This window comes from Agrobacterium sp. CMT1 (assembly GCF_037203725.1).
GTDB lineage: Bacteria > Pseudomonadota > Alphaproteobacteria > Rhizobiales > Rhizobiaceae > Agrobacterium > Agrobacterium pusense.
In genome coordinates this window covers 320,613-347,060 of sequence record NZ_JBBCAR010000017.1, presented here as the reverse complement: position 1 = coordinate 347,060, position 26,448 = coordinate 320,613, and the positions used below count along the sequence as shown (strand labels likewise).

The following is a 26,448-nucleotide window of genomic DNA, read 5'->3' as shown; positions in this document are numbered from 1 at the left end:
CTCATATTTCATCGAGAAACAGGTCCAGCATCTGTTTCAGCCGCTCATGGCGGGCTCTGGCCATCTGCCTGCCGGTCTCTGTGCGAAAACCATCTGCCAGCTTGAAAAGCTTGGTCTCGAAATGGTCGATGGCAAAAGCGCGGTCATCAAGCGGCCGTTCCTTCGCCAAGGGGTCGACCGGATCGTAAAGTGCCGATCCCATGCGTCCGGCAATATAAAAGCAGCGCGCCGCGCCCACCATACCGATGGCGTCCAGCCTGTCGGCATCCTGAAGGATTTTCGCTTCCAGTGTCTGCGGTTCGATATTGGCGGAAAAGCTGTGGGTGATGATCGCATGCGTGACGGCGTCGATATCCTGCTTCTTCCAGCCGAGGCCGGCCAGAACGCCTGAAGCCTTTTCTGCCGCCAGCCGCGATGCCTGTGCCCGCAAGGGCGAGTTTTTCTCCACCGCCACACAATCATGCAGCAGCACGCTGGCCGCCAGCACGGTGCCATCGCCGCCTTCACCCGCATGGATGCGCATGGCATTGCGGAAGACACGGTGAATATGGGCCAGATCATGCGAGCCGTCGCCCGCATCGGCGGCGTGCGGGATCAAATCCTGCGCAAGCGCCGCATGGGGCGCGAAAGCCTCCGCCGCGATCATGCCTGCGGCTTCCGGGTGAGGATTTTCTGGTAGAACAGGCCGATGCCGATGAGCACCGCGCCGAGCCCGATGAAGGACAGCGCCCGGAGCACGCCTTCGAGGTTGCTCATGTCGATCAGGAAGGCTTTGGCAACCGAGATCAGCACGAAGGCGGCCGATGCCAGACGCAGGCTGCGGGCATTAAAGCGCGAGCCAAGCACGAGCAGCAGGACGCCGATCAGCAGCCAGACCACCGAATAGCTGTAGGTCTCGCCCTGCATAAAGCCCTTCCAGTCAGCAATGTTCTCGCCCTGCCAGAAACGGCGCACCGAAAGCGTGGCCCAGGCAAAACCGAGCGCTGCACCCGCCACCGCCAGCATGCTGACATAGGGCGGCGGACGTTTTCCGCGCGCGTAATAGGCGAGGCCGCCATAAGCGAATGCCGGCAAAAGGTAACCGATCAGCAGCAGGTTGAGGACCGGTATGCGGCCGGTATTCTCGCCGGTGAAATAGGGGTTGAGCGTGAAGAAATGCATCGTCAGCACGTTGATGACGGCGATGACGCCAGCGATCATCGAGCCGTAACGGAAGACGGGGCTGGGGCTTTTCAAATCCAGCGTCATCAGGACACCGGAGAAGCCGATGGTCAGCAGCGTGTAGATCGACTGCTCGCCGAGCGTCGGCACATTGCTGTCGAGCGTACCGCCATTCATTGCGTGGCGAACGAGGATGGCCACGGCCAGAAGTCCCATGACGCTGGCGATGGCCTGCAGGAAGTTCTTGATCCGCATGCCCGGCCAGTCGCGCAACAACCACGCGGAGATGATGGCCAGCAAGGCAGGGATGCCATAGCCCGGCAGCAGCGCGTTGAAGACCGGCGTCGTGCCGAGATTTTGCGGCCCGACGATTGTCGGCTCCCAGGCGATCCGGCCAAGAACGGCAACACTTGCGACAGCCATGACCCAGGGCAGTACATCCCAGTTGCGGTAGCGGCTCGCCAGCACGTAAAGGAAGCCGATGACGGACAGCAGCACTGTCGTCGCGAGCCCTTCCGTCAGCGTGTGCAGGCAGAGCGCGAAGGCGGCGAAGGAGCCGAGCACAAGGATGTTCAGCGGCTTGCGATAGGCCTCACTGTTGCGCCGGTGCAGCCATTCAGCACCGGCAAGCAGCACGAAGCCAAGGCCGAGACCATAGGCCGCGTGCAGCCAGTCGCGGCCGAGATTGCCATATTCGACGAAGCTCGCCGTCGCGAGCCAGACAGGGAACAGGGCGGCAATGCCAGCCCAGAGCTGGGCGAAATCCGCATCTTCTGCGCCCTTGCGTTTCAGGAAGGAAAAGGCGCACAGCACGAAGATAGCCCCAAGGCCGAGCGCCATGGCAATTTCCGCAGCGTAGCCTGTGCCCACGGGCGGAAGCGTCACGCCGGTATCATTCACGAGACCAATAAAATCGATGCCACGCCGCGACATGAGCGACACCGCAGACTGCGCGCCGAGCGCGGCGATGATCGCCGGCCAGACGGCATAGTGACGGGCAGCGCCGAGTGCTGCAAGAGCTGCAATAAGCGCTGAAACGATGAGCGCCGGGTGAGTATCGACGCTGCCTTCGGCAAAGAGGAAGCCGATGGCCGGCAGGATCACCGCCATCGATACGGTGAGGTTGAGGGCGAGCGACGGGCGCAGCAAAAGCCGCATGATGCGAATCGCGCGCCGCTCGGGAGCTGCCGTTTCGGCAGCGTCCGGAGGCGTGGTGTCGTACTGTTTTCCGGGCCAAAGGAAGATCGTGCCAGCGAGCATAATGAGCAGGGCAAGAGTCGGCGGTTCGGCACTGATTGCATCCGAAAAGCCGATATATCCGAGAGCCCAGAGGCCGAGTCCGGCATTGGCAAGCGACGGGACCACCGTCCAGCCCTGCCGGCGCGCCGCTGCCGCGGTTGCGAGCCAAGAGACGGTGAGGAAGACGAAGAGCGCCCAGATATTCGGCGTTTCGGTGGAAATCAGCGCCGGCGTCAGCATCGAACCTAGAAGTCCGAGACCGGCGAGCGCCTGTCCGTGCAACAACGACAGGCCGATGGTGGCGAAGGCGACGAGGCCGAGCAGGATAAAGGCGGTGCCGGGGCCGATATAGTCGTAGATGCCATAAGCCGCATAAACCACACCGAACAGCGTCAATGCGCCGGCCGCAGTGAGCACACCCGGTATCATGGCGTTGGAGTAGGTGGTGGCGATGCCTGACACCGCCTTGCGGCGTATCGCTTCACCGGCAAGCCCGAGAAAGACGCCGAAAATGGCGGCGAGCGACAGCCTGACCGCCGGGCTGAGCAGGCCTGATTCGATCGAATATTTGACGAGGAAAATGCCGCCGAGCGCCAGCGCCAGCCCGCCCGCCCAAACCGCCCAGCGCGCGCCGAGGAGGCTTTCGAAGCTTTCTTTCGCTGCCGGGGCAGACGCGGTATCAGAAGCCGCCACGGATACGGCATCGGCGAGTGGCGCAGCGGGGGCGTCTTCGCGCGCCACGTCTTGATCCGCCGCAGCGGTGCTGGCTTCTGAACGCTCGAAGGCGTCTTCATCCCGGATGCCCGCTGGTTCCAGCGCCGTTTGGCCTTCCGTCTCTGCTGCGAAATCAGTCTTTTCGGCGGTTTCCGTGTTTTCCGCCAGTGCCGCAGCAGGAGCGGCCACGCCCGCCGCCATCAGCCGCTTGAGGCTGTGAACCTCCCGTTCGAGCGACTTGATGCGGCTTGAATTGCGGATGCTTGCGACGAGCGTGTAGATGAAGGCCGCGACAAGGACGAGGATAAACAGCGGGATTTCCAAACGGACTCTCCAATTATGAAGCTGTTTTTAAAGCCCTTTTGGTGAATTTATGCAAGGCCCGGTTGATGAGGTTGTGGGTAACGGGGGAGCGAGCGCTCGCATCCGCTTCTTCTCCCCGAGGGGGAAATCTGCGGCAGTGGGATGAGGGGGCGAGGGTAGAAATAAACCGAGAGCTTGCCCCCTCAACCGACCCTTCAGACCACTTTCTTCCCTCGGCGAGAAGAAGTGGGCGGCATCCGCTCGCCTCATGCGCATCCCCCGAAAATCAGGGAACATCCGCCAGCCAGCGCCGCGCCACTTCGATATCCGTGAGCCCGAGTTCGTGCCCATCTTCCAGCGTTTCCACCTCAACCCTTGCGCCGTTTGCCGCAAGCCTGTCCCGCAGCACGCTCGCCCCGTCGCGGTATTTGTCGCGTTCTCCCGCAACAAGCATGAAGCTGCGGCCGGAAAGATCACTCTCCGGCCATGTTTCGAGAACAGGCATCGGGCGGTACAGCAGGGCGTCCCCGGCAAGCTCCGGATAAAGCGCGGCAAAGGCCGCATAGAAGTTCGCCCCATTGGAATGGCCGATAAACCGCAGTTTCGAACGATCGAGCCCATAGGAGCGGATTGCCCCTTCCACAAATGCGGCGAAGGCTTCCGCTTCCGAGACGATATCCTTCTGGTCGAAGCTGAAATCGGGATAACGCCGGAACCACCGGGCAATCCCTTCTTCCGTACTGCGGCCACGGACGCCGAGAAGCGTCGCGCCCGGTGCTGCCCGGTGCGCCAGCGGCATCAGGCTTGTTTCACTTCCGCCGGAACCGTGCAGCAGAATCATGGTGCTGCCATCAGGCTCTTCGGGCGTGTAGAAACGGTGTACAAAGGGCAGGTCGCGATAGACGATGCGCTCTTCGCCAGGCATCGCAAATTGCGGCAGGGCGACACGCACATCCGCCTCATCCTTCATGAAGAGCGGCGGGATGAACAGTTTTTCGCCGAGCGATTCCAGCGGTTCGTCCACTGTCATACCCGGCCCGTCGGTCGCCATTTCGATCAATACCCCGCCCGGTTCGCGGACGTAGAGCGAATGGAAATATTTACGGTCATGGGCGTTGGTGGTGCTGGAATTCAGTGATTTCAGCCCGGTTAGAACCGAGTTCAGCTCATCCATGTCTTTCGCGCGGAAGGCTATGTGATCAACCGTGCCGGTGCCCGGCGCGCTGGACCAGAAGCCCGTGGCGTCGCGCACATCGATAATGTCGCCGCTATCGGAAACGAGCCGGCGAATTGCGCCCGTCTGGCTTACCTGCCTATATCCGAAGTGTTTTTCGAGAAAAGCCACGGTTTCTTCCGGCACTTCGCTCAGCACGGTTGCACCGTAGATGCGGCGAATGGCGTCCTCTTCGGAAATGTCTTTCGTCACGTGCGGCGTAGCGTCGTCAAACGCCTGAGTGCCGACCAGCTTGACGATCAGGCCGTCAGGGTCTTTCAGCCGAATGACTGGCTCCCCGAATTCGTCGGAGGGACCTTCCGCCCGGATGCCGAATCTCAGCGCCCGCGTCAGCCAGAAGCCGATGGCGGCAGGATCGATCGCCACGGAAATTTCCAGCGTCTGGCCATAACCCACACGGCCTTGGCCACCGTCCTCCCACACCAGAAAAGTCAGCAGGGAACCGGGCGAGGCGATATCATCGCCGTAGAGCAGATGAAGCTGCATGGCGTCTTCGAAGCCCGCCGTGCGTTTGGCCAGCCGCATGCCCAGAAAGCCGGCGTAAAAATCCACATTCGCCTGCACCTTTCGGGTGATCATCGTGATGTGGTGTATGCCCAGTGCAGAATTCATCTTGCCCCCGCTGTAGTCGCCTGCTGTTCGTGGCCTATTTGTCTCACGCTGCCCCTGATCCGCAACCCCGGCAAATGAGAACGCTGTGTTCTCTGCGTGAACGATGCTGCTCTCGCTTCGTTGCATGCGCGATGGGCAGAATGCCGGCTTTTTGCCTGGCTCGCGAGCATTTGTGCGTATAAAATAAGCATACAAAATAACGGCTATTTTGTATGCAATTTTATCTTGCCTTGCAGGTCGGAATTGGGTCTTATGCAACCAATCCAACAAAACCATCAGGGGGAACAGATGATTTTAACGCGCAGGTTGTTGACCAGAGCTCTGGCCATTACCGCCATCGGTGTATCCGCCGGCTTTTCGCTGCCAGCGGGGGAGGCGCGGGCAGAAACGCCGGTGAAATTCACGCTCGACTGGAAGTTCGAAGGTCCGGCCGCCGGTTTCCTGCTGGCACTCGACAAGGGGTACTTCAAGGCCGAGGGCCTCGACGTCACCATCGACAGCGGCAACGGCTCGGTCGAAGCCATTCCGCGTGTCGCGACCGGCGCCTACCAGATGGGTTTCGGCGACATCAACTCGGTGATGAAGTTCCTCGATGAGGATCCGAGCCAGAAGGTCAAGGCCGTCTATATGGTTTATGAGCGGCCCACTTTTGCCGTTGTTGGCCGCAAGTCGCTTGGCGTCACCGGCGATCCCAAATCGCTGGAAGGCAAGAAGCTCGGCGCCCCGCCGCCGGATGGCGCTTTTGCGCAATGGCCGGCTTTCAAGCAGGTCGCCGGTCTCGATGACAGCAAGATCAAGATCGAATCGATCGGTTTTCCGGTGCGTGAGCCGATGCTCGCCAAGGGTGATGTCGATGCGGTTTTCGGTTTTGCCTTTTCGGTGATCCTTAATCTCAAGAAGCAGGGCATCGGTGACGATGATATCTCGACCATTCTGATGGCCGAGCACGGCTTGAATCTCTATGGCAATGCAGTGCTGGTAAACACTGATTTCGCTGAGAAAAACCCTGAAGCAGTGAAAGGTTTCCTGAAAGCGCTGGCCAAGGGCTTTGCTGATTCCGTCAAGAACCCCGAAGAGGGCGTGGCTGCTGTTCTCAAGCGCAACGAGACACTCGACAGCGCCATTGAGCTTGAACGCCTAAACATGGCCAACAGCATGAACATCAAGACGCCCTATGTGGTGGAAAACGGCATGGGCGGCGTCGAGCCGACCCGGCTTGCCGCCTCGCTGGAGACGCTCAAGGTGTCCATGGGCCTGAAGGGCAACGTCAAGGCGGAGCAGGTGTTCGACGCGACCTACCTGCCGGCCAAGGCAGAACGCATGCTTCCCTGATGGGTAAAATGAGTGGGTGCCGCAGGTTTCTTCTCCCCGCCGGGGAGAAGTCCGCGGTAGCGGGATGAGGGAGCAAGCTCTCGGTCTACCGCTGACGTTTCCCCCTCATCCGACCCTTCGGGCCACCTTCCCCCCCCCTCGGGGAGAAGAAACAAGCGGCAACGCCGGGTATGGCCGGCAGCCTAAGGAATTGCGGCGGGAGTAACGAAGGCCATAAGCGCCCGTTCCAGCCTGAAAATGGGGATCGCGATGTCACATCTCGTGGAAATAGATAATGTCGACATGCGCTACGGCGGGTCGGCCGGCACGCTGGCCGTCTCCGGCTTGAACCTGACGGTCGACAAGGGTGAATTCGCGGCCGTGGTCGGCCCGTCTGGCTGCGGTAAGTCGACCCTGATGAAACTGGTGACGGGGCTGCATATTCCGCAGAAGGGCAATGTCATCGTCGCCGGACGGCAGGTCACGGAGCCGGTTTCCATTGTCGGCATGGCGTTTCAGAACCCGACGATGCTGCCCTGGCGCACGACGCTCGAAAATATCCTGCTGCCGCTGGAGATCGTCGAAAAACATCGCCGTCGTCTGCGCGCCCACAAGGCGGAATATGTCGCGAAAGCCGAGCGCCTTCTGGAAATCGTCGGCCTGAAAGGTTTTGGCTCGAAGTATCCGTGGCAGCTTTCCGGCGGCATGCAGCAGCGCGCCAATCTTTGCCGTGCGCTGATTCACGAACCGGAACTGCTGATGCTGGACGAACCTTTCGGTGCGCTCGATGCCTTCACCCGCGAGGAATTGTGGTGCGTCATACGCGACCTGCACGCCGCGCAGCGCGTCACTATCATCCTGGTGACCCACGATCTGCGCGAGGCGACATTTCTGGCCGACAAGATTTTCGTAATGAGTGCGAGGCCGGGCCGGGTGCTCGCCGAACACCGCGTGCCGTTTGCACGCCCGCGCCAGCTCGACATCATGTATGACAAGGGTTTTAACGACATGGTGCAGGAACTGCATGGCGAAATCGCGCAGGCGAGGGTGGCGGCATGAGCGCGATCGTGGAAAGCACCGTGGCGGCCGAACCGCCGAAGCCGCTGATTGCCCGCGTCAACTGGGTGAAAGCCGCTCCCTGGCTTTATACGCTGGCGCTCTTCGTGGTGTGGGAACTGCTCGTCCATGCGCTGAAAATGCCGCCCACGATCCTGCCATCCCCGGTAAGGGTGGGCCAGGCCATCATGCAATATTGGTCGCCGATCTGGAAAAACTCGCTGCAGACGCTTTATACGACGACACTGGGCTTTGCCCTTGCCGTGGTCGCCGGTCTTTCTATTGGCCTGTTCATTGGCTGGTCGAAAACCATCTATGCCGGGCTTTATCCGCTGATGATCGGTTTCAACGCCATCCCCAAGGTGGCGCTGGTGCCCATCCTCGTCATCTGGTTCGGCATCGGCACGGTTCCCGCCGTTCTGACAGCCTTTTTGATCTCCTTCTTCCCGATCGTCGTTAATGTGGCGACCGGGCTTGCCACCATTGAGCCGGAAACCGAAGACGTGCTGCGGGCGCTCGGTGCCAAGAAGATGGACATCATGTTGAAGGTCGGTATTCCGCGGTCCATGCCCTATTTCTTCGGCTCACTCAAAATCGCCATCACGCTCGCCTTCGTCGGCTCGGTCGTCTCGGAAACCGTCGCCTCCAATTATGGCCTCGGCAACATGATGAGTTCGGCGCAGAGCCAGTTCAATGTGCCGCTGGTCTTTGCCGGCCTGCTGATGCTCGCGGTGGAAGGCATCGTCATGTATGCCATCATGGCCTGGCTCGAAAAGCGCATGACGGGCTGGGCGCATCGCTCCACCATGGGGCAGTGAGTCTTTCTTTTCCCCGCCCGGGAGACGGTGGCCCGAAGGGCCAGATCAGGGGGGCGACGGCAGAGATATGCGGAGAGCTTGCCCCCTCAACCCGCTGCCGCGACCTTCTCCCCGGCGGGGAGAAGGCGAAAGACCTGCTTGCTCGGCATTCCTCACGCTCCGGAAAGCCGCGAGCCTGCTATAGCTCAATGCGCCGCCATTTCCTTGACGATATCGGCGCCGTCCATCAGGAACGGATAATAGGTTGGCCAATTGGTCACTTCGTCCAGCAATGCCTTGCGGTCGTTGCCCCAATAGAGATGGTAATGGCCGGCCTTGACCGGGGCGATGGAGTGATCGCTGAACTGGATGAATTGCGGTGCGGCCTCATCGCCGCCGGTTTTCTTGAAGATGTAGCGGACACCACGATTGCCCTTCTTGTAGGTCAGGATTTCGTGGCCGTCGCTGACATAGGTGCCTTCAGCGGGTTTGCCATCTTTATAAAACGCCACGCTGTCGCTCTTGATGACGATACGGTTCACGTCAGTCTTGTAGCCGACCTCGTAATAGGCGCGGTATTCGGCGGCCGTCTTGTCGCCATGAGCCGCCTTTTCCGCCATGACGGGATCGAGCGAGCCGTTCAGCAGGTAGGGATAAACGGATTGCCAGTCGCCTTCCCAATCGGAAAGTGTGCGTGGTTTCACCTGGGCATCCTCGAAATAACCCTTGTAGATCTGCTTTTCAGCTTCGGTCATCTGATGGCCGTGATCGTGCCCGTGCTCATGACTGTGGGCTGCGGATTTGTCGCCACCGGCAGCCATTGCCGTGGTCGCCGCCAACAGCATGGAACCAAGTGCGACAGCGCCGGTGAGGCGGGTGATTGTCTTCTGCATTGTTTCGGCTCTCTCCTAAGACAAGTTACGTAATAACATTACGTATGAAGCTATAGAGATCGCATCAGCCGGATGCAAGTGCGCTACAGCGCGAGGCACCGAAAAAGCGCGACGGCTCTTGCAACCATCGCGCTTGCAGAAAAATGGGGGTGACGTCTCAGGCCGGCTGTGCGCTCACTTCCGCCTTACGCTCGTCGAACGCGAGTTTCATCGCTTTCGTCACATCGCGGGTCGTCACGAAATAGCTGTCGCTACGCACCCAGTAACGCAATTTTACGGTGGCGCTGTCGGCGCTCACCGAATCGACAAAGGTGACAGGGGCTGGGTCAAGCAGCACCCGGCTTTCCGAGCGTACGACATTCATCAGCATGTCCTGCGCAGCGGCGAGATTCTCATCGTTTTTCACCGTCAGGCTCAATTCGTGACGGCGAGAAGGAAAGCGGCTGAAATTGGTGATCGGCACGTTCCAGAGCGTCGAGTTGGGCGCCAGACGGTAAAGGCCGTCGCTGGTCTTCAGCTCGGTCGCAAACAGCCCGATCTCGATGATCGTCCCGCTGACGCTGCTGGTTTCGATATATTCCCCGACCCGGAAGGGACGCAGCACCAGCAGCATGATGCCGGCGGCAATGTTCTGCAGCGTTCCCTGGAGTGCGAGGCCAATGGCAAGACCGGCGGCGCCGAGGGCCGCCAGAATTGAGGCCGTCTGCACCCCGAACTGGCCCAGCACCATCACGATGACGAGAATGAGGACGACATAACGAATGGCGCCCGCGAAGAATCCGGCGAGCGTCGCATCGAAGCCGCGAATGCGCGACAGGCCCTGAAAGGCCCAGCGTTGAAGAAAGGCAGCGGCCAGCCAGCCGACGATTAACAGCAGAAGTGCACCGATCACCGAAAAGGAATATTGCACCGCCAGTGCGCTCGCCTGTCTTACGGCCGCTTGCGATGCGACAATGATATCCGTTGCCTGTTGTTCCATGAATCGTCCCGTGATTTTATTTGCGTTCAGGGTTGGTAACGACTGCGTTCCGAAGGGGTTCCGCCAAAACCGGTTGTCAACTGCGAAGTGGCAGCACGAAAGGCACATTGCCATCTGTGTCCGCGCCCCTGCCAATCGCCTTGATAGCCGCCTCCAGACGACCCTTCCGGCCGAGCAGCCGGTCGCCGATGGCGATGATGCGGGCATTCGGCGTGGCATAGGGCGAGGCGGCGCGCAGACGCAGCGCAAGTTCAGTCTCATCCTGATCAGGGTAAAGACTGAGCGCGGCGATGACGGCAGCCGCAGGCGAGCGCGAAACGCCCATCCAGCAATGGATAAGCAACGGGGCCGTCTGATCCCATTCATGCGCGAACTCGATGAGCTTCAGCACATGCGCATCGTCAGGGGCGATAAGATTGCCGGTGCCCTTGAAGGAGATGTCGTTCATCGCAAGCGTCAGATGACGTTCGGCGGCAATGACCGCGGGGCGGTGAAATGTCTGCTCCCTGGCGATCAATGTCACCATTTCCCGGGCCTTGTGCTTCACGGCCATTTCCGCGATCCGTCCGAGCGGCGAAACCACGATGGCCGTCATTTGGCACCCCCGGGATTCGTCCCGCGCATGGCCTCGATGGCCTCAAAACGCTGGATGAACAGCTTTTGCGCTTCCGTGGAGGGAAGCGGCGTGATGTCGAACATGTCGCGGGTAATACCGCGTGGCAGGCCGAAAAATTTTTGCGCCTCGGCCGTGGAAAAACCGGCAAGCTCCGTCGCCTCGAAAAAGGCGGCGACCGTGTCGGCCTTCTTGATGCGGTCCTTCAACTCGCGCGATGCATGCGGCGGCAGGCCGAAGCGCAGATGCACGGCGGCCTCAAGCCGCTTTTCCACAGTCTTGTAACCGCCGCCGACCACGGATTTGAACGGAGAGATCATGTCGCCGATCACATATTCCGGCGCATCGTGCAGAAGCGCCATCTGCATTTCATCGGGGGTCGCGGCCGTGCACATGCGGCAGAAGATCGTCTCGACGATGAGGCAGTGCTGAGCGACTGAAAAGGCGTGGTCGCCACGCGTCTGGCCGTTCCAGCGGGCAACGCGGGCAAGCCCATGGGCAATATCGGCGATTTCCACGTCGAGCGGCGAAGGGTCGAGCAGATCGAGCCGCCGTCCGGACAGCATGCGCTGCCAGGCGCGCGGGCCTTTGACGGAGGCCACCTCTATTCCTCCGCCTGTGCCGCCGGATCGGCCGCCGGGAAGGAAAGACCGCTCCAGGCGGGCAGGGCAACGGCGACGGGAACAGTTTCCGCGAGAAGCGGCGTGCCGGACGCGAGCGCCTCGGCAATGCGGTCGATGCGCGCGACGGCGAGTGCCTTGTTGCCGCAGACGGTGCCGAGCGTGCCGACGGATTTGCCCTGTGCGGTAATGTCCACGCCGCTGCCGGGGAGGGCGTCCTGCGCTGAAACAAGGACAACACGCCGCCTTGCCGTGCCGCGATGTTTCATGCGCGATACAACTTCCTGGCCGACAAAGCAGCCCTTCTTGAATGACACCCCGTCGTTCACATCCATCAGCACGTCATGCGGAAAGGCATCCTGCAGCGCATAGTCGCGGCCAGCTTCGGCAATGCCGTATTCGACACGCAGCACATCATAGACGGCTGCGTCGCCAGCGGCAGTTGCGCCCGGAACGCGGAATAGATCGAGACCCGCCTTGGCGAAACGCCCGTCCCTTAACGCCGGCTGAGGTGCCTGTTCCCCCCAGAAAACGCTCACACCTTCGGCGGCTTCCGCTTTCAGATCGACGGGAGCGCGCAGCTTGTACATCGTCAGGCGGCGCAACAGCGCTTCCTGTTCGGAAGCGGTGATCTCGATGAGATAGTCCGTTCCGTCGCGCGCGATGAGGAAATCGAACAGAATCTTGCCCTGAGGGGTCAGAAGGGCGCTGGCGCGGGCTTCCCCTACAGGCAGATGCTCCACATCGGTGGTAATGAGATTGTTCAGAAACTCCTCGGCGCCGGTGCCGGAAACCCGGATCAGGCGGCGGTCGGCAAGAAAAGCGGAAGGCATGGCGTCACCGTTCGGTTCGTCGAGACTATGCGTCTGGGCAACAGCACATGTACCGGTGCCGGACGCTCATTCCGCACAGTTAGGATTTTTGCAAAAGAACGGCAAGCGCCGGGATAGGATCAATCGCCGGCGGTGAAGAACTTCCACTTGCCATCAGGCGAGATGCCGATGCGATAGAAGCTGTAATTGCCGTATTCCTGCATGTCCGCAAGGTCGCCGGCAGTGATGATGCGCAGCAGTTCCACTTTTTCAGGCGGTGTCAGCGTATTGAGCGGCTTTCCGGCGAAATAGGGGAAAACATAGGCTTCGTCCGGCGTGCCGGCATCAATATGGGCGTAACCGGTCGACAGGAGGTCGATGATGATCGCCAGCACTTCCAGCCCGTCGGTATCTCCTGAATAGCTTTTCAGTGCTGCGATCGGGTCTTCGCCGTCATTGCTGTCGATGCGGAATTCTTTCTGGCCGGCAGCGATGAATGGCCGCAACTTTTCAATATCGCCCGTCGCTGCCGCGTCGATGATCTGTTGGCGCAGCTTGCGTACGGCTTCCGGTGCCTTGGAAATATCGTGCTCGATGACCACTGACATTTCGGGGGTATTGTCCGGCTTGGAGGATTGCAGGTTCGTCTGGGCGGCAGATCGGTCGACCAGAGGGTCGGGCAGGGGAATGCCTTCCGAATCGCCCTCGATTTCCTCCGGCTCGGCGGGCGCGGTCTGCTCAGGCTGTTCGCCCTTCTGAGCCTGTGGCTCGCCTTCGTTGTTCTGGGCCGGCTTCAGCTCGGAAAGCGCAAAGGCTTGGCCCGGCAGGCCAATCGACCCGGCGGTCAGAGCGAGCACGATGGATAGCAGGGCGGAAGAGCGCAAAAGCCCCTTGCTCAGGCAAGACATGATAGACCCCGGCTTTACTGTATCACCCGCTGCGGAGAAAATTCGCCTTGAAGCATGCGCTGACGCAGCGATTCCAGCATTGCTTCCGCGCCAGCCTCGCCGTGGATCCGGATGGTTTCGCGCATGGCCAGAGCGATTGCAGCATCGGCGATGATCTCCGGCTCGATGCCGTCGGCCATGCCGTCAGCCCATGCCTCGTTCTGGTGTTCCAGAGCGACCTGCATCTTTTCATGCACGATCATATCGTCGATTTCGTTACGGCTTGTCTGCATTTTTCATCCTCGACAGGGCGGGCAAGTCCTTACCACCCTGTTAACAACACTAGCAGCCTTTTATCAAAACGGCACGGGCTGCGGCGAAAAGAGGTTAATAATCCTCTAATTTCCGAACCTGGACGCGATTTCCTGAGCGAGTGTTGCCCCTTCGTTACGGTAGTTCTCTTCTGCCATGATGGCGGCACGTGTGCAACTGGTGTGGATGGCCGCAAAGGAGCGGTATCCACGGTTGAATGCAGCCGTCATGCGCTGACGTCGTTCAGGTTCGTTGGCCGTGTCCGCAGCCAGAAGGTCGCCCATCGATTTGCGCCAGTCCTCCGGTCCGGAAGAAGGGCACAGCGTTCTCAGATATTGCACCGCACCCAATATTTCCGACAGCCGTGCCAGCTTGTCGTCATAGGGCGCGGGTTTGGGAGGTGCCGTTTCCGCAGGACGTGCCTCGGATGCTGCCTTGGAAGGCTGCGCGTAAACGGCGCCGTTTTGCCCGGTCGGCAGCATGGTCAGGAAAAGAGACAGGAAAATGGTTGGTCGTATCAAAATTTTATTCTGCCCCACACATACTCGTGAACATCCGGCGGGCGGACGGGTCTAGATAATCGCGATTCTGCCCTGCTGGCAATCATGCTAGCAGCCGCTCGGCGCATTCCACCACGCTTTCCGGGGCCGGCAGTCGGCGGATTTCCGCAAGCGTGTACCAGCCTGCGTCCGCTGCATCATCACCGACGGTCACAAGCGGATCGGCATCCGTTTCCACGGTGAAGACGGAGAGCAAAAAATGGCTCGTCAGGGTCCCATTTGCATCGTGCGAGGGAAGATCGTAGGTCGCGAAAAGTTGCGGATCGCGTGCGACAATGCCGGTTTCCTCGTGCAGTTCACGTAGCGCCGTCTCGGCCGGCGTTTCGCCTTCCTCGGCCCGTCCGCCGGGAAAGGCGAACATGTCCTTCGAGGGCGGATTGATGCGGCGCACGAGCAAAAGCCGGTCGCCATTTCTGACGATGGCGGAGGAGGCGAGGCGGGGCTTGATACGAACGGTCATGTAAGGTTTCGCGTGTCTCGGTCGGACGGTCTGGAAAAATCGATTCCGGTTTCTGCGCCGATGTTATAGTCCAGAATCGGTTCGATTGTGCAGGCAGAAGACGGTGGAATGAAGATCTATCTTATCTATGCGTTGGCGGCTCTTGCCGAAATTGCCGGCTGTTTTTCCTTCTGGGCCTGGCTGAAACTTGGCAGAACGGCGTGGATATTGTTGCCGGGCATGTTGTCGCTGGCCGCCTTTGCCTGGCTCCTGACGCTGGTGCCAGCGGAGGCCGCAGGCAGGGCGTATGCCGCTTATGGCGGCATCTATATTGCCGCTTCGCTTTTGTGGCTCTGGGGCGTCGAGGGCCACGCGCCGGACAAATGGGATATCGCCGGCGGCGCCGTCTGTCTCGCAGGGGCCACCATCATCCTGTTCGGGCCGCGGGGTTGAGGAGAAACATATGTGCGGACGTTTCGTCCTGAAAGCGACGCCGGAAGAGATTGCCGATTATCTTGACCTGATCGGGCTAGAGGATTTCCCCGCCCGCTTCAATATCGCGCCCACGCAGCCGATACTGATTGTCATGGAGGGTGAACGGCAGGAGCGCGGCAGCAACCTGCCCAATCGCCGGGCAGTGCTGGTTCGGTGGGGTTTCCTGCCCGGATGGGTCAAGGACCCGAAGGATTTTCCGCTGCTCATCAACGCGCGTTCGGAAACGGCAATCGGCAAGGCCTCCTTCCGCGCCGCCATGCGCCATCGCCGTGTGCTCGTGCCTGCGACCGGCTTTTATGAATGGCGACGTCCGCCGAAGGAAGAGGGCGGCAAACCCCAGCCCTATTTCATTCGCCCGAAGAAAGGCGGCATCGTCGCCTTCGCCGGTCTCATGGAGACATGGTCTTCGGCCGATGGTTCGGAGGTCGATACCGGCGTTATCCTCACCACGGCCGCCAATGCCGCCATCGGGCGCATTCACGACCGCATGCCCGTTGTCATCGCGCCTGAGGATTTCAGCCGTTGGCTCGACTGCAAGACCCAGGAACCACGCGAGGTCGCGGATCTGATGCGGCCGGTTCAGGATGATTTCTTTGAGATGATTCCCGTCTCGGACAAGGTCAACAAGGTCGCCAATGTCGGCGCCGATCTCATCGAGCCAGTGCCGGAAAGCGTGCCGCTGGCAAAGATCAAACCGGCGAAGGACGAGGGGCAGATGTCGCTGTTTTGACGTCTTTGCGCAGCGTGTGAGGCTGGTTATCTAAGCTCTGACATTGCCGCCAATTCTTCTCCCCGAGGGGGAGAAGGTGGCCGAAGGGTCGGATGAGGGGCTACGGCAGAGATATACGGTGGACTTGCCCCTCATCCCGCTGCCGCGGGCTTCTCCCCGGCGGGGAGAAGAACAAGCCTCATCCGCTCGCTCCCCATGCCTCAGTTCCGGAAGAAACTCAGCCGTTCCACCCGATCTTCTGCAAACCTTCCTGGATCATGATATCGGAATAGACGCGGTTGCGGCCGTTCGCCTTGGCGAGATAGAGCAGCTGATCGGCGGCATTCAACTGGTTGTCGAAGGGCTCGCCCTTCTCGATCTCTACGACGCCGAGCGAAATCGTCAGTGCGAGGCTGCTGCCGCTCAATTGTCGGCCGCTTTTTTCCACATGGGCGCGTAATTCTTCGCAGAATGCATAGGCGGCGTGGGCATCCAGGCCGCGCAGGAAGACCGCGAATTCCTCGCCGCCCAGACGGGCGGGAATGTGGCGGTGCGCGTCGCACTTGTCATGCAGAAGCTCCGCCAGCTTTTTTAGAGCCCGGTCGCCCGCATCGTGCCCCAGCGTGTCGTTGATCTTCTTGAAGTGATCGATGTCGAGGATGGCGACGGCGCCATTTTCGTCATTGTCATTGATAACGTCCATGAGTGCACGGGTGCGCTCGAAGAAGGAGCGGCGGTTCGGCAAGCCTGTCAGATGATCGCGCTCGGCCAGTTCGCGCAGGCGCTTGAGCTGTTTCAGCGTTTCTATGTTGTTGTCGATACGGCACTGCAACTCTTCCGGCACGAAGGGGCGATAGACGAAATCCGACGCGCCCGCCTTCAGGAAGCTTGCTGAAAGCAGCCGGTCCGTGGAGGATGATATGCCGATCACGCGCAGATCCTCCGAGGAGCGGCTGTCGCGAATGCGGCGCGTAAGTTCGTAGCCGTCCATATCGGGCATGTGATAATCGGTGATGACGAGCTGGATGGACGGGTCCTGCGCCAGGATTTCCAGCGCGCGATTGCCCGAATGCGCCTCGCTGACCTTGAAGTTCTGCCGTTCCAGAATTTCCACGAGGCCGGAGCGCGCGGTCCGCGCATCATCGACCACCAGAACGGAAAACTGCCTGTTGGTCAGAATCCTGTCGACGGTTTTGACCACCGCGTCGACGGTGCGGTGACCGTCCTTGACGATATAGTCGATGATCTTCTTCTCGGCATAACGCTTGCGGGCCTCCTCATCCACTGTCGCGGTGAAGACGATGGCGGGCACTTTGCGTTCGGAGAGCAGCGCCAGAATTTCACCCTTCGGAGCGTCGGGAAGATTGAGACCCGTCAGCGCCAGCGTGAAATCATGGGCGCGCAGCAGGGTATCGGCCGCGGCCATGCTGTCGCAGTGGATCACCTCGGCCTGCGTCTCTTCCAAAAGGCGCGTCTTCAGCAGCATGGACAGAGCAACGGAATCTTCAATCAGAAGGATTTTATCCTGCATGCCGCCCAAGCCCCCCATGGCCGTCTTCATGATGTCTCCACGAAACTTCATTCTTTCGCCACCGCACGTCACGGTATTGAAAATCTTGGTAACCGCAGAGGAATGAATCTCTAAAGTAGAAAATTTGTAATTTCTCAGTAATTGATGCGAGACTGTCCGTACAGTCGTCTCGTGGAAGTCGAATACTTTAGCATGGTTTTGTTGCAGTCACGTTACACTATAACGGATCGGCTCCATGGTCCTGGCCGGAATGGCGCATGACGGTAGCAAAAGAAAACGGCGCCATTCATAGCGCCGTGTTGTGCTCGGTTATCCCGGATTGACCGTCTTCGGTCAGCTGACCTATCAGGCGCCGACCTGTCCGATTTAAGAAAAATCGTTTATTTTCAAGCGGTTTTGGCTGCGGGCTTGCGCTTCAACATCAGCGCTGCGGCCGCGACGGCCTTCAGTCCGAGCGGGCGGTAGTGGCTTTTGAGGTCCGGCTTTGCCTGCGGCTGTGCCTTCGTCTCGTTCGTCATTTTCTCTCTCCACAATTCACGCCAAACGCCGTTGCGATGCGTGTGAGCCCCTTCTTTCGCGGCTAATCTTGACGGATTCGAGGCGGAAAACGCGAAGCCGGCCGTTCAGGGTGCGACATTTTGCGCCACGGCGCAGATAGGTGAAGCAAGAAAAATGATACCTGCGGTTTTAAATGCTGCGATCGAGGCCATTGCCGCCATTTCCGTCGTCATGCGCGTCCTCTTCGATCGTAAGCGTACCGTAGCGGCGGTGCCAGAGCCGCGCGCTGATGGGAATGAAGACGAGATAGGCGGCAACGGTGAGAACCAGCACCTCCCAGGTGAAGCTCATCAGCATGGCCACATAGAGAACGACGACGAGGATCATCGGCAGCACGAGATCGCGGCGGATACGGCTTGTGCCTGATTTTCCCGACCAGACCGGGAGGCGGCTGATAAGGAGATAACCGATCAGCACGGTATAGGCGGCAGCGACATAAGCGAATGGCTTGTCCGGCTCGACGCCGAGGAAGCCGAGATAGACCGGCAGCAGCACCAGCATGGCACCCATCGGGGCAGGGACGCCGACAAAAAACTCGTTCTGCCATGGCGCCTTGACCGGCCGTTCGATCATCACGTTGAAGCGCGCCAGGCGCAGACCCGCGGCGATGACATAGATGAGGGCGGCGATCCAGCCGATCGACCGCGCCTGATCGAGAAGATAGGCATAGACCACCAGCGCGGGCGCGACACCGAAATTGACGATATCGGCCAGACTATCCATCTGTTCGCCGAATTTGGACGTCGCTTTCATCATGCGGGCGATGCGCCCGTCTATGCCGTCGAGGAAGGCCGCGAGCAGCACCATGCCAACGGCGAGTTCGAAACGCCCTTCGATGGCCAGCCGCACGCCGCTGAGGCCGGCGCAGATGGCCAGAACGGTGATGAGATTGGGAACAAGCAGGCGAAAGGGAATTTCTCTCAGGCGCGGCCCGCGGCCGCTATCCTTTCTGCCCTCATGTTTTCCGTTCTGCGGCGGTTCGGCGATCGGCGTTTCCATGGCGCATGTCTTTCCTGATCGTCATCAGCCGCGGCGGCTGAGGAGCGGACCCTTGGCGGAACCGAACTCTGCCAGCACGGTCTCGCCGGCGATTGCCGTCTGACCCACGGATACACGCGGCTGGAAGCCTTCCGGGAGGAAGATGTCAAGGCGCGAGCCGAAGCGGATAAGGCCGAAACGCTCGCCGGCATCGACGGGCTCGTTTGGCTTGACCCAGCAGACGATGCGCCGAGCGACCATGCCGGCGATCTGCACCACGCCGACCTTGCCATGCGACGTTTCGATGACGAGGCCGTTGCGCTCATTGTCCTCGGAAGCCTTGTCCACCTCGGCATTGAGAAACAGGCCGGGGCGGTAGGCAACATTGACGATGCGGCCGCGGACCGGCGAACGGTTCACGTGGCAGTTGAAGACGTTCATGAACACCGAGATGCGCACCATCGGCTCCTTGCCCAGCTCCAGTTCCAGCGGCGGGATGACGGTCTGTACGGCGGAAACCCTGCCATCGGCGGGGCTGATGATCAGGTCGTCATCCTGCGGCGTCACGCGCTCGGGATCGCGGAAGAAATAGGCGCACCAGGCCGTCAGCACCAGGCCGACCCAGAACAGCGGTTCGGCGATCCAGCCGAGCACCAGCGATGCCACGAAGAAAGCGGCTACGAAGACATAACCTTCCTTGTGGATCGGTACGATGGTGTTGCGAATGGTGTCGAACAGATTCATATGGTTCCTTGCTCCGGTTTTGTCTGTCGCGTCTATATGTGGTCGTGATACGACATGATCCATACGGACGTGCGACAAATTTTGCCTAGCTGGTTACAGCCAAACGGACCGCCCGGCAATGGTCCCCTTGCCATGCGGGGGCCGTTATCAGGCGTTTATGCGCCTCAATGCGCTGGTTCGCCGCGGTCCACGACACCGAGATCGTCGGTTTCGCGAACATGGCGCAGCATCTCTTCTGCCCGGATAGCTTCGCGCTGGCGGCTCCACATCGAGGCGTAAAGACCGTTCTGGGCCATCAGGGATGTATGCGTGCCGCGCTCCGCGATCAGCCCTTCCTTCAGCACGATGATTTCATCTGCGCCGATCACCGTGGAGAGCCGGTGGGCGATGACCAGTGTGGTGCGGTTTTTCGAAACGATATCAAGCGCGCTCTGGATTTCCTGCTCCGTATGCGTATCGAGCGCCGAGGTCGCCTCGTCGAGGATCAGGATCGGCGGTGCCTTGAGGATCGTCCGGGCAATCGCCACACGCTGCTTTTCGCCACCGGAGAGCTTCAGCCCGCGCTCCCCGACCATGGTGGCGTAGCCATCCGGAAGCTTTCCGATGAAGGCGCTGATCTGGGCTGCATCCGCTGCCGCCGTGATGTCTTCGTCATTCGCCGAAGGGCGGCCGTAACGGATATTGTAGGCCAGTGTATCGTTGAACAGCACCGTATCCTGCGGAACCATGCCGATGACGGAACGGAGGCTCTTTTGCGTCACGTCGCGGACATCCTGCCCGTCAATCGTGATCGCCCCTTCCTGGATATCGTAGAAACGGTAGAGCAGCCGCGAGATCGTTGATTTTCCTGCACCTGAAGGCCCGACAATGGCGACTGTCTTGCCCGCCGGCACGTCGAAGGAAATGCCCTTCAGGATCGGTCTCTCGGCATCATAGGCAAAATGCACGTCGCGGAACGAGATCGCGCCGGGACCGGCGGCGAGCGGCGTCGCACCCGGCCTGTCGGTAACCTCGGCTTCCACTTCCAGAAGCTCGAACATCTGCTCGATATCGGCGAGGCCCTGACGGATTTCGCGATAGACGAAACCGATGAAATTGAGTGGCACGGAAAGCTGCAGCAAAAGTGCATTGATGAAGACGAAATCACCGATCGTCTGTTCGCCGCGCTGCACGGCAAGCGCCGACATCACCATCATGACGGTGGAGCCAAGGCCGAAAATCACACCCTGGCCGAAGTTCAGCCAGCCGAGTGAGGTCCAGATCGAGATCGCCGATTTTTCGTAACGCGCCATTGCGACATCGAAGCGCTGCGCCTCCATCTCTTCATTGCCGAAATATTTGACGGTTTCGAAATTCAGCAGCGAGTCGATTGCCTTGGTATTGGCATCGGTGTCGCTGTCGTTCATCGCGCGGCGGATGGAGATTCGCCAGTTGCTGGCCCGGACAGTGAACCAGATATAGGCCCAGACGGTGATGACCGTGACGAGAACGTAGGAAAAGCCGTAGGACGCCCAGAAGATGATTGCCGTCAGCAGGAATTCGATGAAGGTCGGCGCGGTGTTGAGGATGGTGAAGCGGACAATGGTTTCGATGCCCTTGGTGCCACGCTCGATAACCCGCGAGAGCCCGCCGGTCTTGCGCTCCAGATGGAAGCGCAGCGAAAGCCGGTGCATGTGTACGAATGTTCTGTAGGCCAGCTGGCGGACCGCGTGCTGACCGACGCTGGCAAAAAGCGAATCGCGCAGCTGGTTAAGCCCGACCTGTATCAGCCGCGTCAGATTATAGGCGATGACAAGGGCGACCGCGCCCAGCAGGAAGACCGGGACCAGCCCCGCCATATCGAGCCTGCCATTCAGCGCGTCTGTCGCCCATTTGAAGAAATAGGGGACGGAGATGAGGACCAGCTTGGCGACAACAAGGTATACGGTGGCCCAGACCACCCGCATCTTCAGATCCCACCGCCCCTCCGGCCACATATAGGGCCAGAGATTGATCAGCGTCTGGGTGGGATTGCTGGAATCCGCAGAAATGGTTTTTTTCTTCGTGGCCATCATACTCTCCGGTCACTGCCGGAAGCCGACAGCATGACGGCGGCTTTGGTCAAGCCGCCGCGCGCGTCACAGATAGGACCGTTGCGGATTTACCGCAACGGTTCAGTTGCTCAAGAGCCACCTTTCAGCCGCTTGCGGTGAAGTTCTTCCGCATTCGGCAGGGCCTCTTTCGGCACGCCGAAAATCTGGCCGGGCTCGATCAGGTCAGGGTTTTTGATCTGGTCCTCATTGGCGAGATAGATCGTGGTATAACGGACGCCCTGGCCATAGACGCGGCGCGAAATCTGCCACAGCGTGTCACCACGGCGGATGATGACGCTGTTCTGGCTTTCGGCCAGCGGCGCCTGCTCGAAGGTCTGCGGACCGGCTGGCGCCTGTGGCGTGGGAGCGGGCGGCGCGGTGATGTGGAGTTCGGCAAGCCTGCTGGCCAGCGAAGCCAGCCCCTTGCCGATTGCCGCCACGTCATTCGGCCAGGCTTCGACCGATGTCAGCAGCTGGCGCGCCTTGGCGGCGATGTCGCCGGCGAAGGCTGTGAAGTCCGGCTCGGTGGCTGCCGCGGTGCGGAACTCCGAAAGCGATTTCAGCGCAATCACCACGGCAGAGCGGCCGGCTATTGCCTGATCGAGCGCCGGTGTCGGCTGGTCCCTGTAGAGATTGGAGAGGATGCCGAAGGCCTTGGCGACATCGGTGCGCAGCTTTTCGAAAGCGGCGCGGTCGCTTGCCGTGCTCTGGTTTTCGGCCGGCACTGCAGTCGTCGCCGCTGACGAAGAAGCAGACGGCGTCTGCATCGCGACGGTTGCCTGGTCGGTCTGCGGCCTTTCGAACGGAACGCGCACGCGCACTTTCGCGGTGCCGTCGGCATTCAGCTCCTCGACGGTGATGATGTGGCTGCCAACGGCGAGATCGACCTCGCCTTCGATGACAAAATGCCCGGAGGCTTCCGTCGTGGCCTTGCCGATTTCCCTGTCATCGACCAGCGCGCGAACCGTCGAACCGGCGGGCGCGGAACCCGCGACGAAAATCTTCGATCCCTCGAACTCGACGGCAGTGACCTGGACGCTCGACGTCAACGGAGCGGCGGCAGCGGCCGCGCCGGCAAGCGGTACGGAGGCCGCATTGGCGTTGGTCGCAGCCGTTGCCGCAGGCTGTTGTGATGGCGTTTGCGGCTGAAGCGCCGGAGGGGCCGCCTCCGGCATGGCGAGGACCCGGCTTGCCTTGCCGGGCTTTGAAACCATGGCCAGAAGCTCGCCGGCCTTGCCTTCCGGAACGGAAACCGTCGCCACTTCCTCAGACTGCGTCGCCTTGCCGGCGGTATCGGTCGAACGCAGCACCAGTTCATGGTCGCCGGGCGGCAGGGGATTGTCGAAAACGGCTGCGAAATCGCCGGAGCCGTCGATCGTTGTCTGGGCGACGACCTTGCCGTTGCTCAGGATTTCAAGTTTCGCACCCGGCTGCGCCTTGCCGGCAACAACCGCCGAACCATCAGGCTCGACGCGCAGGACGTCGAAAGTCGGCGCGCCGGAAGAGGTCTGCGTGGCATCGGCTGGCGCCGCCGCCGGCTTCGCCGCTTCGGGCGCGCCATCGTCGGTGCCGGCGAAGACGCCCGCGAGACGACGCACCTGCGCCGCCGCTGCCGCCGCATTGTCAGGCAGGCCGCGCAGGAAGGCCGTGGTGCGCTCGGCGGCGGTGCGGGCCGTGGTGATGAGCCGCGACGTCGTTTCATCCAGCGACTCGGGAATTTCGATATTCGTCAGTTCCTTGAGCGAGGTCTCGACCTTCTTGCGCGCCGCTGCGAAATCGGCGTCGGAGGGGACCTTGCTGTCGGCGAAAAGCGTGGTCAGATCCTTGATCGACTGTGTGGCGGAAGCCGCCAGACGGCCGACCTTGTCGGCGATATTGGCGGTTTCTTCTGCCGCATCGGACAGGATGTCGCCCGCCTTGTCGGCGCCCATTTCCACGCTGTTCTTCACGGCGTTGCCCGCCTCGTTGATGGCGTCGCCGATCGGCTTGCCGTCGTTTGAAATCCGCGGCAGGACGAAAAAGATCATGAGCAGGGATGCAATCCCCAACACGATCAGCGCCAGCAAACCGGCTTTATTGTTTTTCATCCTGGGTGCTCCGGATAATTCAAGCTTTTCACACGAGTTGAGATTGCTAGCGTCTTACCTTGCGCCAGACAAGCGGTGAGTGGCCAAAAGGCCATATTTGCAAGGGATTTCCCAAATTTTCTTGACGTGCCGCATTGCACATAGTTCCTTCCCTTCATGACGGACAAAAATACAGCGATTCGATCCATCTGCGTTTATTGCGGCTCCCAGCCCGGACGTGATCCCGCCCACATGGAAGCAGGCCGTGCGCTTGGGAAATCCATTGCCGAAAACGGCATTCGCCTGGTTTATGGTGGTGGCACCAAGGGCATCATGGGCGCAGTTGCCAGCGGCGTTCTTTCCAATGGCGGCGAAGTGACGGGCATCATACCGGAATTTCTGGTCGACATGGAGGCAACACGCCATTCTCTCGGACAATTGAACGAGCTTGTCATCACCAAGGACATGCACGAGCGCAAACACATGATGTTCGAGCGCTCGGATGCTTTCGTCACCCTGCCGGGCGGTGTCGGCACGCTGGAAGAGATCGTGGAGATCATGACCTGGGCGCAGCTCGGCCGTCACGCGAAGCCAATGGTCTTTGCCAATATCAACGGTTTCTGGAACCCGATGCTAGAACTCGTGCAACATATGCGCGACCAGGGCTTCATCCACCGTGCGCATCTTCTCAATCCGCTCATCATTGACGAGGTGAAGGACATCGTCCCCGCCATCATCGACCGCGCGCTGGCCCAGCAGAACCCTGAAGGCGACCCTTCGGTGATTTCGCGCCTGTAGGCCCGGCGATTGTTAACGGCCGCTCGGGCGGCTCGTTACAATTTTAAATGTATATTAATATAGATTTAACGGCGGCATCCTTCCGCCCGTCCTTTTCGTGGCCCGGCGACTGATCCTGTGTCACCGTTTCCCAGGCGTTGGTTATCGCGGAATTTTGCTCCGCCGCCTCGGGTGGGTGTCATCGGCAATGATTGCTTTCGTGATGCGGCTGAAGAGCCGGACGCATTTCATTATCAAGAGAAACCCGCTGCGGGGCAGGGAGGTCGTCTTCGGTTCGGTCGCCCGCCGCCGGGCGGAGGCAAAGACGCGGCTTGCAATCGTCATCGCCGTCTTCATTGCGATCTATGGCGTTGCCGCTGCGCGCCTCGTTCAATATGGGCTCGCCGAACCCGTTTCCACCGCATGGATCAATTCCGGCGTCAACGCCATCGCCTCACGGCCTGACATCGTCGACCGCAACGGCACGCTTCTGGCGACCGATCTCAACATGGTATCGCTTTATGCGGATCCGCGCAGGATCGTCGATCCGGACGAGGTGGTGGAAAAACTCGCGACCGTTATTCCCAATCTGGACTGGCGCGAGACGCATCGTAGATTGCGTTCGGATACAGGCTTCCAGTGGTTGCGACGCCAGCTGACACCGCGGCAGCAGGCGGATATTCTCAATCTCGGCATACCGGGTATCGGTTTCCGTCCGGAAAAACGGCGGTTTTATCCGGGCGGCCCAACCGCTTCGCATATTATCGGCCACGTCAATGTCGACAATCAGGGTCTCGCCGGCATGGAACGTTACCTGGACCAGCAGGGGCTGGCCGATCTGCGCGCTGTGGGTCTTGCCAGCGGCACGCCACTGGAACCGGTGCGGCTGTCCATCGATCTCAGGGTACAGAACATCGTTCGCGACGTGGTCGTGAAGGCGAAAAGTGCCTATCAGGCCGAAGCCGCCGGCTCGGTGATCCTGGATGTGGAGACGGGCGAAGTGCTGGCCATGGCTTCCGTCCCGGATTACGATCCGAACGAACCTTCCCGCACCCTCGCTGATGGCAGCGTCGACAAGGAGTATGAAAAAGGCTGGTTCAACAGGATGAGCAACGCCACCTTCGAGATGGGCTCCACATTCAAGAGCTTCACGCTCGCCATGGGTCTGGATGCCGGGGCGATTACGCTCAATTCGGTGGTGGATGCGTCGCGGCCGATCCGCATGGGCGGCTTCACCATCAGGGATTTCAAGGGAAGAAACCGGCCGCTCTCCATTCCGGAAGTGTTTCAATTTTCATCGAATATCGGCACGGCGGCGGTGGCTGACAGGGTCGGTGTCGAGGGCCATCAACAATTCCTGACGAAGCTTGGTCTGCTGACCAGAATGGACACGGAAATGCCCGGCGTTGCCACGCCGACCCAGCCGAGAAACTGGAAGAAAATCAATTCCGTCACCATCTCCTTCGGCCATGGCGTTGCTACCACTCCGTTGCAGACGGCGGTGGCCGCTGCAGCCCTTATCAATGGCGGAAGCCTGATCTCTCCGACCTTTCTGCCGCGTTCGAAAGAGACTGCGGCATCGCTTGCGCGCAGCGTCATCAACGACAGGACGAGCGCCGACATGCGTTACCTGTTCAACTGGAACGGCATCAAGGGTTCCGGCCGTGGCGCACAGGTGGAGGGGTTTCATGTCGGCGGCAAGACGGGGACGGCAGACAAGGTGATCAATGGCCGTTACGCCAAGGACATCAATTTCAACGCCTTCGTGGCCGGTTTTCCCATGCACAAGCCGAAATATGTCGTGCTGACCATGATCGATGCGCCAAGGACCGGCGTGAACGGCGGCCGCACGGCAGCCTCGACAGCGGCCCCCATGACGCGCGAGATCATCGCCCAGACGGCGGGCCTCCTCGGTGTCAAGCCGCGCTTCGGCTATGAGGGAAACCCGCAATTGCTGGTGGATTACTGACGCCTGG

The 26,448-nt window shown here is 60.4% G+C and carries 25 protein-coding genes; 7 read left to right on the top strand and 18 right to left on the bottom strand.

From position 1 onward, the window contains the following. Position 1 precedes the first annotated feature (1 nt). The 3 genes from WA845_RS21105 to WA845_RS21095 form a co-directional block, all read right to left on the bottom strand. Entirely contained in the window at positions 2-646 is a 645-nt protein-coding gene (locus tag WA845_RS21105) for an HD domain-containing protein (RefSeq protein WP_112553570.1), read from the bottom strand. Continuing rightward, positions 643-3,438, bottom strand: coding sequence for a DUF2339 domain-containing protein (locus tag WA845_RS21100; protein WP_337322552.1), 2,796 nt, complete (start codon positions 3,436-3,438; stop codon positions 643-645). The genes WA845_RS21105 and WA845_RS21100 overlap by 4 nt, the downstream gene beginning before the upstream one ends. A 265-nt stretch (positions 3,439-3,703) precedes the next feature. Beyond that, on the bottom strand, positions 3,704-5,263 hold the full coding sequence (locus tag WA845_RS21095; protein ID WP_112553572.1) for a VOC family protein: 1,560 nt from the start codon (positions 5,261-5,263) through the stop codon (positions 3,704-3,706). Positions 5,264-5,551: 288 nt separating this feature from the next. On the opposite strand from WA845_RS21095, the gene WA845_RS21090 reads away from it, so the two are divergent. The 3 genes from WA845_RS21090 to WA845_RS21080 all read left to right on the top strand — a co-directional run bounded on the left by WA845_RS21090 (position 5,552) and on the right by WA845_RS21080 (position 8,448). After that, the gene (locus WA845_RS21090; protein ID WP_035210154.1) at positions 5,552-6,595 is read left to right on the top strand and encodes an ABC transporter substrate-binding protein; all 1,044 of its coding nucleotides are present in this window, start codon (positions 5,552-5,554) and stop codon (positions 6,593-6,595) included. A gap of 249 nt (positions 6,596-6,844) precedes the next feature. After that, entirely contained in the window at positions 6,845-7,633 is a 789-nt protein-coding gene (locus tag WA845_RS21085) for an ABC transporter ATP-binding protein (protein WP_004440947.1), read from the top strand. Next, positions 7,630-8,448, top strand: a complete 819-nt coding sequence (locus tag WA845_RS21080; protein ID WP_045534171.1) for an ABC transporter permease — start codon at positions 7,630-7,632, stop codon at positions 8,446-8,448. Before WA845_RS21085 ends, WA845_RS21080 begins: the two co-directional genes overlap by 4 nt. Before the next feature lie 185 nt (positions 8,449-8,633). On the opposite strand, the gene WA845_RS21075 is transcribed toward WA845_RS21080, so the two are convergent. From WA845_RS21075 to WA845_RS21035, 9 genes are all read right to left on the bottom strand, one after another. Next, on the bottom strand, positions 8,634-9,320 hold the full coding sequence (locus WA845_RS21075; protein ID WP_004440952.1) for a ZinT family metal-binding protein: 687 nt from the start codon (positions 9,318-9,320) through the stop codon (positions 8,634-8,636). Between the two features lie 157 nt (positions 9,321-9,477). Beyond that, positions 9,478-10,299 (bottom strand): mechanosensitive ion channel family protein, encoded by an 822-nt coding sequence (locus WA845_RS21070; protein WP_072494232.1) that lies wholly within the window; start codon positions 10,297-10,299, stop codon positions 9,478-9,480. 76 nt (positions 10,300-10,375) lie between these two features. After that, entirely contained in the window at positions 10,376-10,894 is a 519-nt protein-coding gene (locus WA845_RS21065) for a tyrosine phosphatase family protein (protein ID WP_004440958.1), read from the bottom strand. Next, positions 10,891-11,514, bottom strand: a complete 624-nt coding sequence (locus WA845_RS21060; RefSeq protein ID WP_006699404.1) for a YfbR-like 5'-deoxynucleotidase — start codon at positions 11,512-11,514, stop codon at positions 10,891-10,893. The genes WA845_RS21065 and WA845_RS21060 overlap by 4 nt, the downstream gene beginning before the upstream one ends. 2 nt (positions 11,515-11,516) lie before the next feature. After that, on the bottom strand, positions 11,517-12,365 hold the full coding sequence (gene ygfZ, locus WA845_RS21055) for a CAF17-like 4Fe-4S cluster assembly/insertion protein YgfZ (RefSeq protein ID WP_112553574.1): 849 nt from the start codon (positions 12,363-12,365) through the stop codon (positions 11,517-11,519). 119 nt (positions 12,366-12,484) lie between these two features. After that, a complete protein-coding gene (locus WA845_RS21050) occupies positions 12,485-13,252 on the bottom strand; it encodes a hypothetical protein (protein WP_112553576.1) in 768 nt (255 codons plus the stop codon). 14 nt (positions 13,253-13,266) lie between these two features. Next, entirely contained in the window at positions 13,267-13,524 is a 258-nt protein-coding gene (locus WA845_RS21045) for a hypothetical protein (RefSeq protein ID WP_003501987.1), read from the bottom strand. Positions 13,525-13,629: 105 nt separating this feature from the next. Continuing rightward, positions 13,630-14,064: a TIGR02301 family protein gene (locus tag WA845_RS21040; protein WP_037088929.1), complete on the bottom strand. Its 435-nt coding sequence runs from the start codon at positions 14,062-14,064 to the stop codon at positions 13,630-13,632. An 82-nt stretch (positions 14,065-14,146) separates the two neighbouring features. Then, positions 14,147-14,563, bottom strand: coding sequence for an NUDIX hydrolase (locus WA845_RS21035; RefSeq protein WP_035210146.1), 417 nt, complete (start codon positions 14,561-14,563; stop codon positions 14,147-14,149). A gap of 108 nt (positions 14,564-14,671) precedes the next feature. Here WA845_RS21035 and WA845_RS21030 point away from each other — a divergent pair, with 108 nt between their 5' ends. Both WA845_RS21030 and WA845_RS21025 read left to right on the top strand, forming a co-directional pair. Beyond that, positions 14,672-14,995, top strand: a complete 324-nt coding sequence (locus tag WA845_RS21030) for a YnfA family protein (RefSeq protein WP_006699408.1) — start codon at positions 14,672-14,674, stop codon at positions 14,993-14,995. A gap of 10 nt (positions 14,996-15,005) precedes the next feature. After that, positions 15,006-15,767, top strand: a complete 762-nt coding sequence (locus WA845_RS21025) for an SOS response-associated peptidase (protein WP_045534179.1) — start codon at positions 15,006-15,008, stop codon at positions 15,765-15,767. A 217-nt stretch (positions 15,768-15,984) separates the two neighbouring features. On the opposite strand, the gene WA845_RS21020 is transcribed toward WA845_RS21025, so the two are convergent. The 6 genes from WA845_RS21020 to WA845_RS20995 all read right to left on the bottom strand — a co-directional run bounded on the left by WA845_RS21020 (position 15,985) and on the right by WA845_RS20995 (position 23,716). Continuing rightward, positions 15,985-17,277, bottom strand: a complete 1,293-nt coding sequence (locus WA845_RS21020; protein ID WP_337322565.1) for a GGDEF domain-containing response regulator — start codon at positions 17,275-17,277, stop codon at positions 15,985-15,987. Between the two features lie 386 nt (positions 17,278-17,663). Continuing rightward, positions 17,664-17,795: a hypothetical protein gene (locus WA845_RS21015; RefSeq protein WP_004440985.1), complete on the bottom strand. Its 132-nt coding sequence runs from the start codon at positions 17,793-17,795 to the stop codon at positions 17,664-17,666. Between the two features lie 169 nt (positions 17,796-17,964). Then, complete coding sequence (gene pssA, locus WA845_RS21010; protein WP_004440987.1) at positions 17,965-18,834, bottom strand: CDP-diacylglycerol--serine O-phosphatidyltransferase; 870 nt, start codon at positions 18,832-18,834, stop codon at positions 17,965-17,967. 24 nt (positions 18,835-18,858) lie between these two features. Next, the gene (locus tag WA845_RS21005; RefSeq protein WP_153775372.1) at positions 18,859-19,620 is read right to left on the bottom strand and encodes a phosphatidylserine decarboxylase; all 762 of its coding nucleotides are present in this window, start codon (positions 19,618-19,620) and stop codon (positions 18,859-18,861) included. A gap of 101 nt (positions 19,621-19,721) precedes the next feature. Continuing rightward, positions 19,722-21,608, bottom strand: a complete 1,887-nt coding sequence (locus tag WA845_RS21000; RefSeq protein ID WP_077987762.1) for an ABCB family ABC transporter ATP-binding protein/permease — start codon at positions 21,606-21,608, stop codon at positions 19,722-19,724. Positions 21,609-21,718: 110 nt separating this feature from the next. Beyond that, positions 21,719-23,716 carry a LysM peptidoglycan-binding domain-containing protein gene (locus WA845_RS20995; protein WP_112553578.1) on the bottom strand — a complete coding sequence of 666 codons (1,998 nt, stop codon included), beginning with the start codon at positions 23,714-23,716 and terminating at the stop codon, positions 21,719-21,721. A gap of 156 nt (positions 23,717-23,872) precedes the next feature. Here WA845_RS20995 and WA845_RS20990 point away from each other — a divergent pair, with 156 nt between their 5' ends. Together WA845_RS20990 and WA845_RS20985 are read left to right on the top strand one after the other, a co-directional pair. Then, positions 23,873-24,493 carry a TIGR00730 family Rossman fold protein gene (locus tag WA845_RS20990; RefSeq protein WP_006700139.1) on the top strand — a complete coding sequence of 207 codons (621 nt, stop codon included), beginning with the start codon at positions 23,873-23,875 and terminating at the stop codon, positions 24,491-24,493. A 187-nt stretch (positions 24,494-24,680) separates the two neighbouring features. Continuing rightward, positions 24,681-26,441: a peptidoglycan D,D-transpeptidase FtsI family protein gene (locus WA845_RS20985; RefSeq protein ID WP_045534183.1), complete on the top strand. Its 1,761-nt coding sequence runs from the start codon at positions 24,681-24,683 to the stop codon at positions 26,439-26,441. The last annotated feature ends 7 nt before the right edge of the window (positions 26,442-26,448 follow it).

What these genes read in the sequence shown, in the direction of transcription:
- WA845_RS21105 (WP_112553570.1), bottom strand. Translation starts at nt 646, where the DNA reads ATGATCGCGGCGGAGGCTTTCGCGCCCCATGCGGCGCTTGCGCAGGAT.
- WA845_RS21095 (WP_112553572.1), bottom strand. Translation starts at nt 5,263, where the DNA reads ATGAATTCTGCACTGGGCATACACCACATCACGATGATCACCCGAAAG.
- WA845_RS21090 (WP_035210154.1), top strand. Translation starts at nt 5,552, where the DNA reads ATGATTTTAACGCGCAGGTTGTTGACCAGAGCTCTGGCCATTACCGCC.
- WA845_RS21085 (WP_004440947.1), top strand. Translation starts at nt 6,845, where the DNA reads ATGTCACATCTCGTGGAAATAGATAATGTCGACATGCGCTACGGCGGG.
- WA845_RS21080 (WP_045534171.1), top strand. Translation starts at nt 7,630, where the DNA reads ATGAGCGCGATCGTGGAAAGCACCGTGGCGGCCGAACCGCCGAAGCCG.
- WA845_RS21075 (WP_004440952.1), bottom strand. Translation starts at nt 9,320, where the DNA reads ATGCAGAAGACAATCACCCGCCTCACCGGCGCTGTCGCACTTGGTTCC.
- WA845_RS21070 (WP_072494232.1), bottom strand. Translation starts at nt 10,299, where the DNA reads ATGGAACAACAGGCAACGGATATCATTGTCGCATCGCAAGCGGCCGTA.
- WA845_RS21065 (WP_004440958.1), bottom strand. Translation starts at nt 10,894, where the DNA reads ATGACGGCCATCGTGGTTTCGCCGCTCGGACGGATCGCGGAAATGGCC.
- ygfZ (WP_112553574.1), bottom strand. Translation starts at nt 12,365, where the DNA reads ATGCCTTCCGCTTTTCTTGCCGACCGCCGCCTGATCCGGGTTTCCGGC.
- WA845_RS21050 (WP_112553576.1), bottom strand. Translation starts at nt 13,252, where the DNA reads ATGTCTTGCCTGAGCAAGGGGCTTTTGCGCTCTTCCGCCCTGCTATCC.
- WA845_RS21045 (WP_003501987.1), bottom strand. Translation starts at nt 13,524, where the DNA reads ATGCAGACAAGCCGTAACGAAATCGACGATATGATCGTGCATGAAAAG.
- WA845_RS21035 (WP_035210146.1), bottom strand. Translation starts at nt 14,563, where the DNA reads ATGACCGTTCGTATCAAGCCCCGCCTCGCCTCCTCCGCCATCGTCAGA.
- WA845_RS21030 (WP_006699408.1), top strand. Translation starts at nt 14,672, where the DNA reads ATGAAGATCTATCTTATCTATGCGTTGGCGGCTCTTGCCGAAATTGCC.
- WA845_RS21025 (WP_045534179.1), top strand. Translation starts at nt 15,006, where the DNA reads ATGTGCGGACGTTTCGTCCTGAAAGCGACGCCGGAAGAGATTGCCGAT.
- WA845_RS21020 (WP_337322565.1), bottom strand. Translation starts at nt 17,277, where the DNA reads ATGCAGGATAAAATCCTTCTGATTGAAGATTCCGTTGCTCTGTCCATG.
- WA845_RS21015 (WP_004440985.1), bottom strand. Translation starts at nt 17,795, where the DNA reads ATGACGAACGAGACGAAGGCACAGCCGCAGGCAAAGCCGGACCTCAAA.
- pssA (WP_004440987.1), bottom strand. Translation starts at nt 18,834, where the DNA reads ATGGAAACGCCGATCGCCGAACCGCCGCAGAACGGAAAACATGAGGGC.
- WA845_RS21005 (WP_153775372.1), bottom strand. Translation starts at nt 19,620, where the DNA reads ATGGATCATGTCGTATCACGACCACATATAGACGCGACAGACAAAACC.
- WA845_RS21000 (WP_077987762.1), bottom strand. Translation starts at nt 21,608, where the DNA reads ATGGCCACGAAGAAAAAAACCATTTCTGCGGATTCCAGCAATCCCACC.
- WA845_RS20995 (WP_112553578.1), bottom strand. Translation starts at nt 23,716, where the DNA reads ATGAAAAACAATAAAGCCGGTTTGCTGGCGCTGATCGTGTTGGGGATT.
- WA845_RS20990 (WP_006700139.1), top strand. Translation starts at nt 23,873, where the DNA reads ATGACGGACAAAAATACAGCGATTCGATCCATCTGCGTTTATTGCGGC.
- WA845_RS20985 (WP_045534183.1), top strand. Translation starts at nt 24,681, where the DNA reads ATGATTGCTTTCGTGATGCGGCTGAAGAGCCGGACGCATTTCATTATC.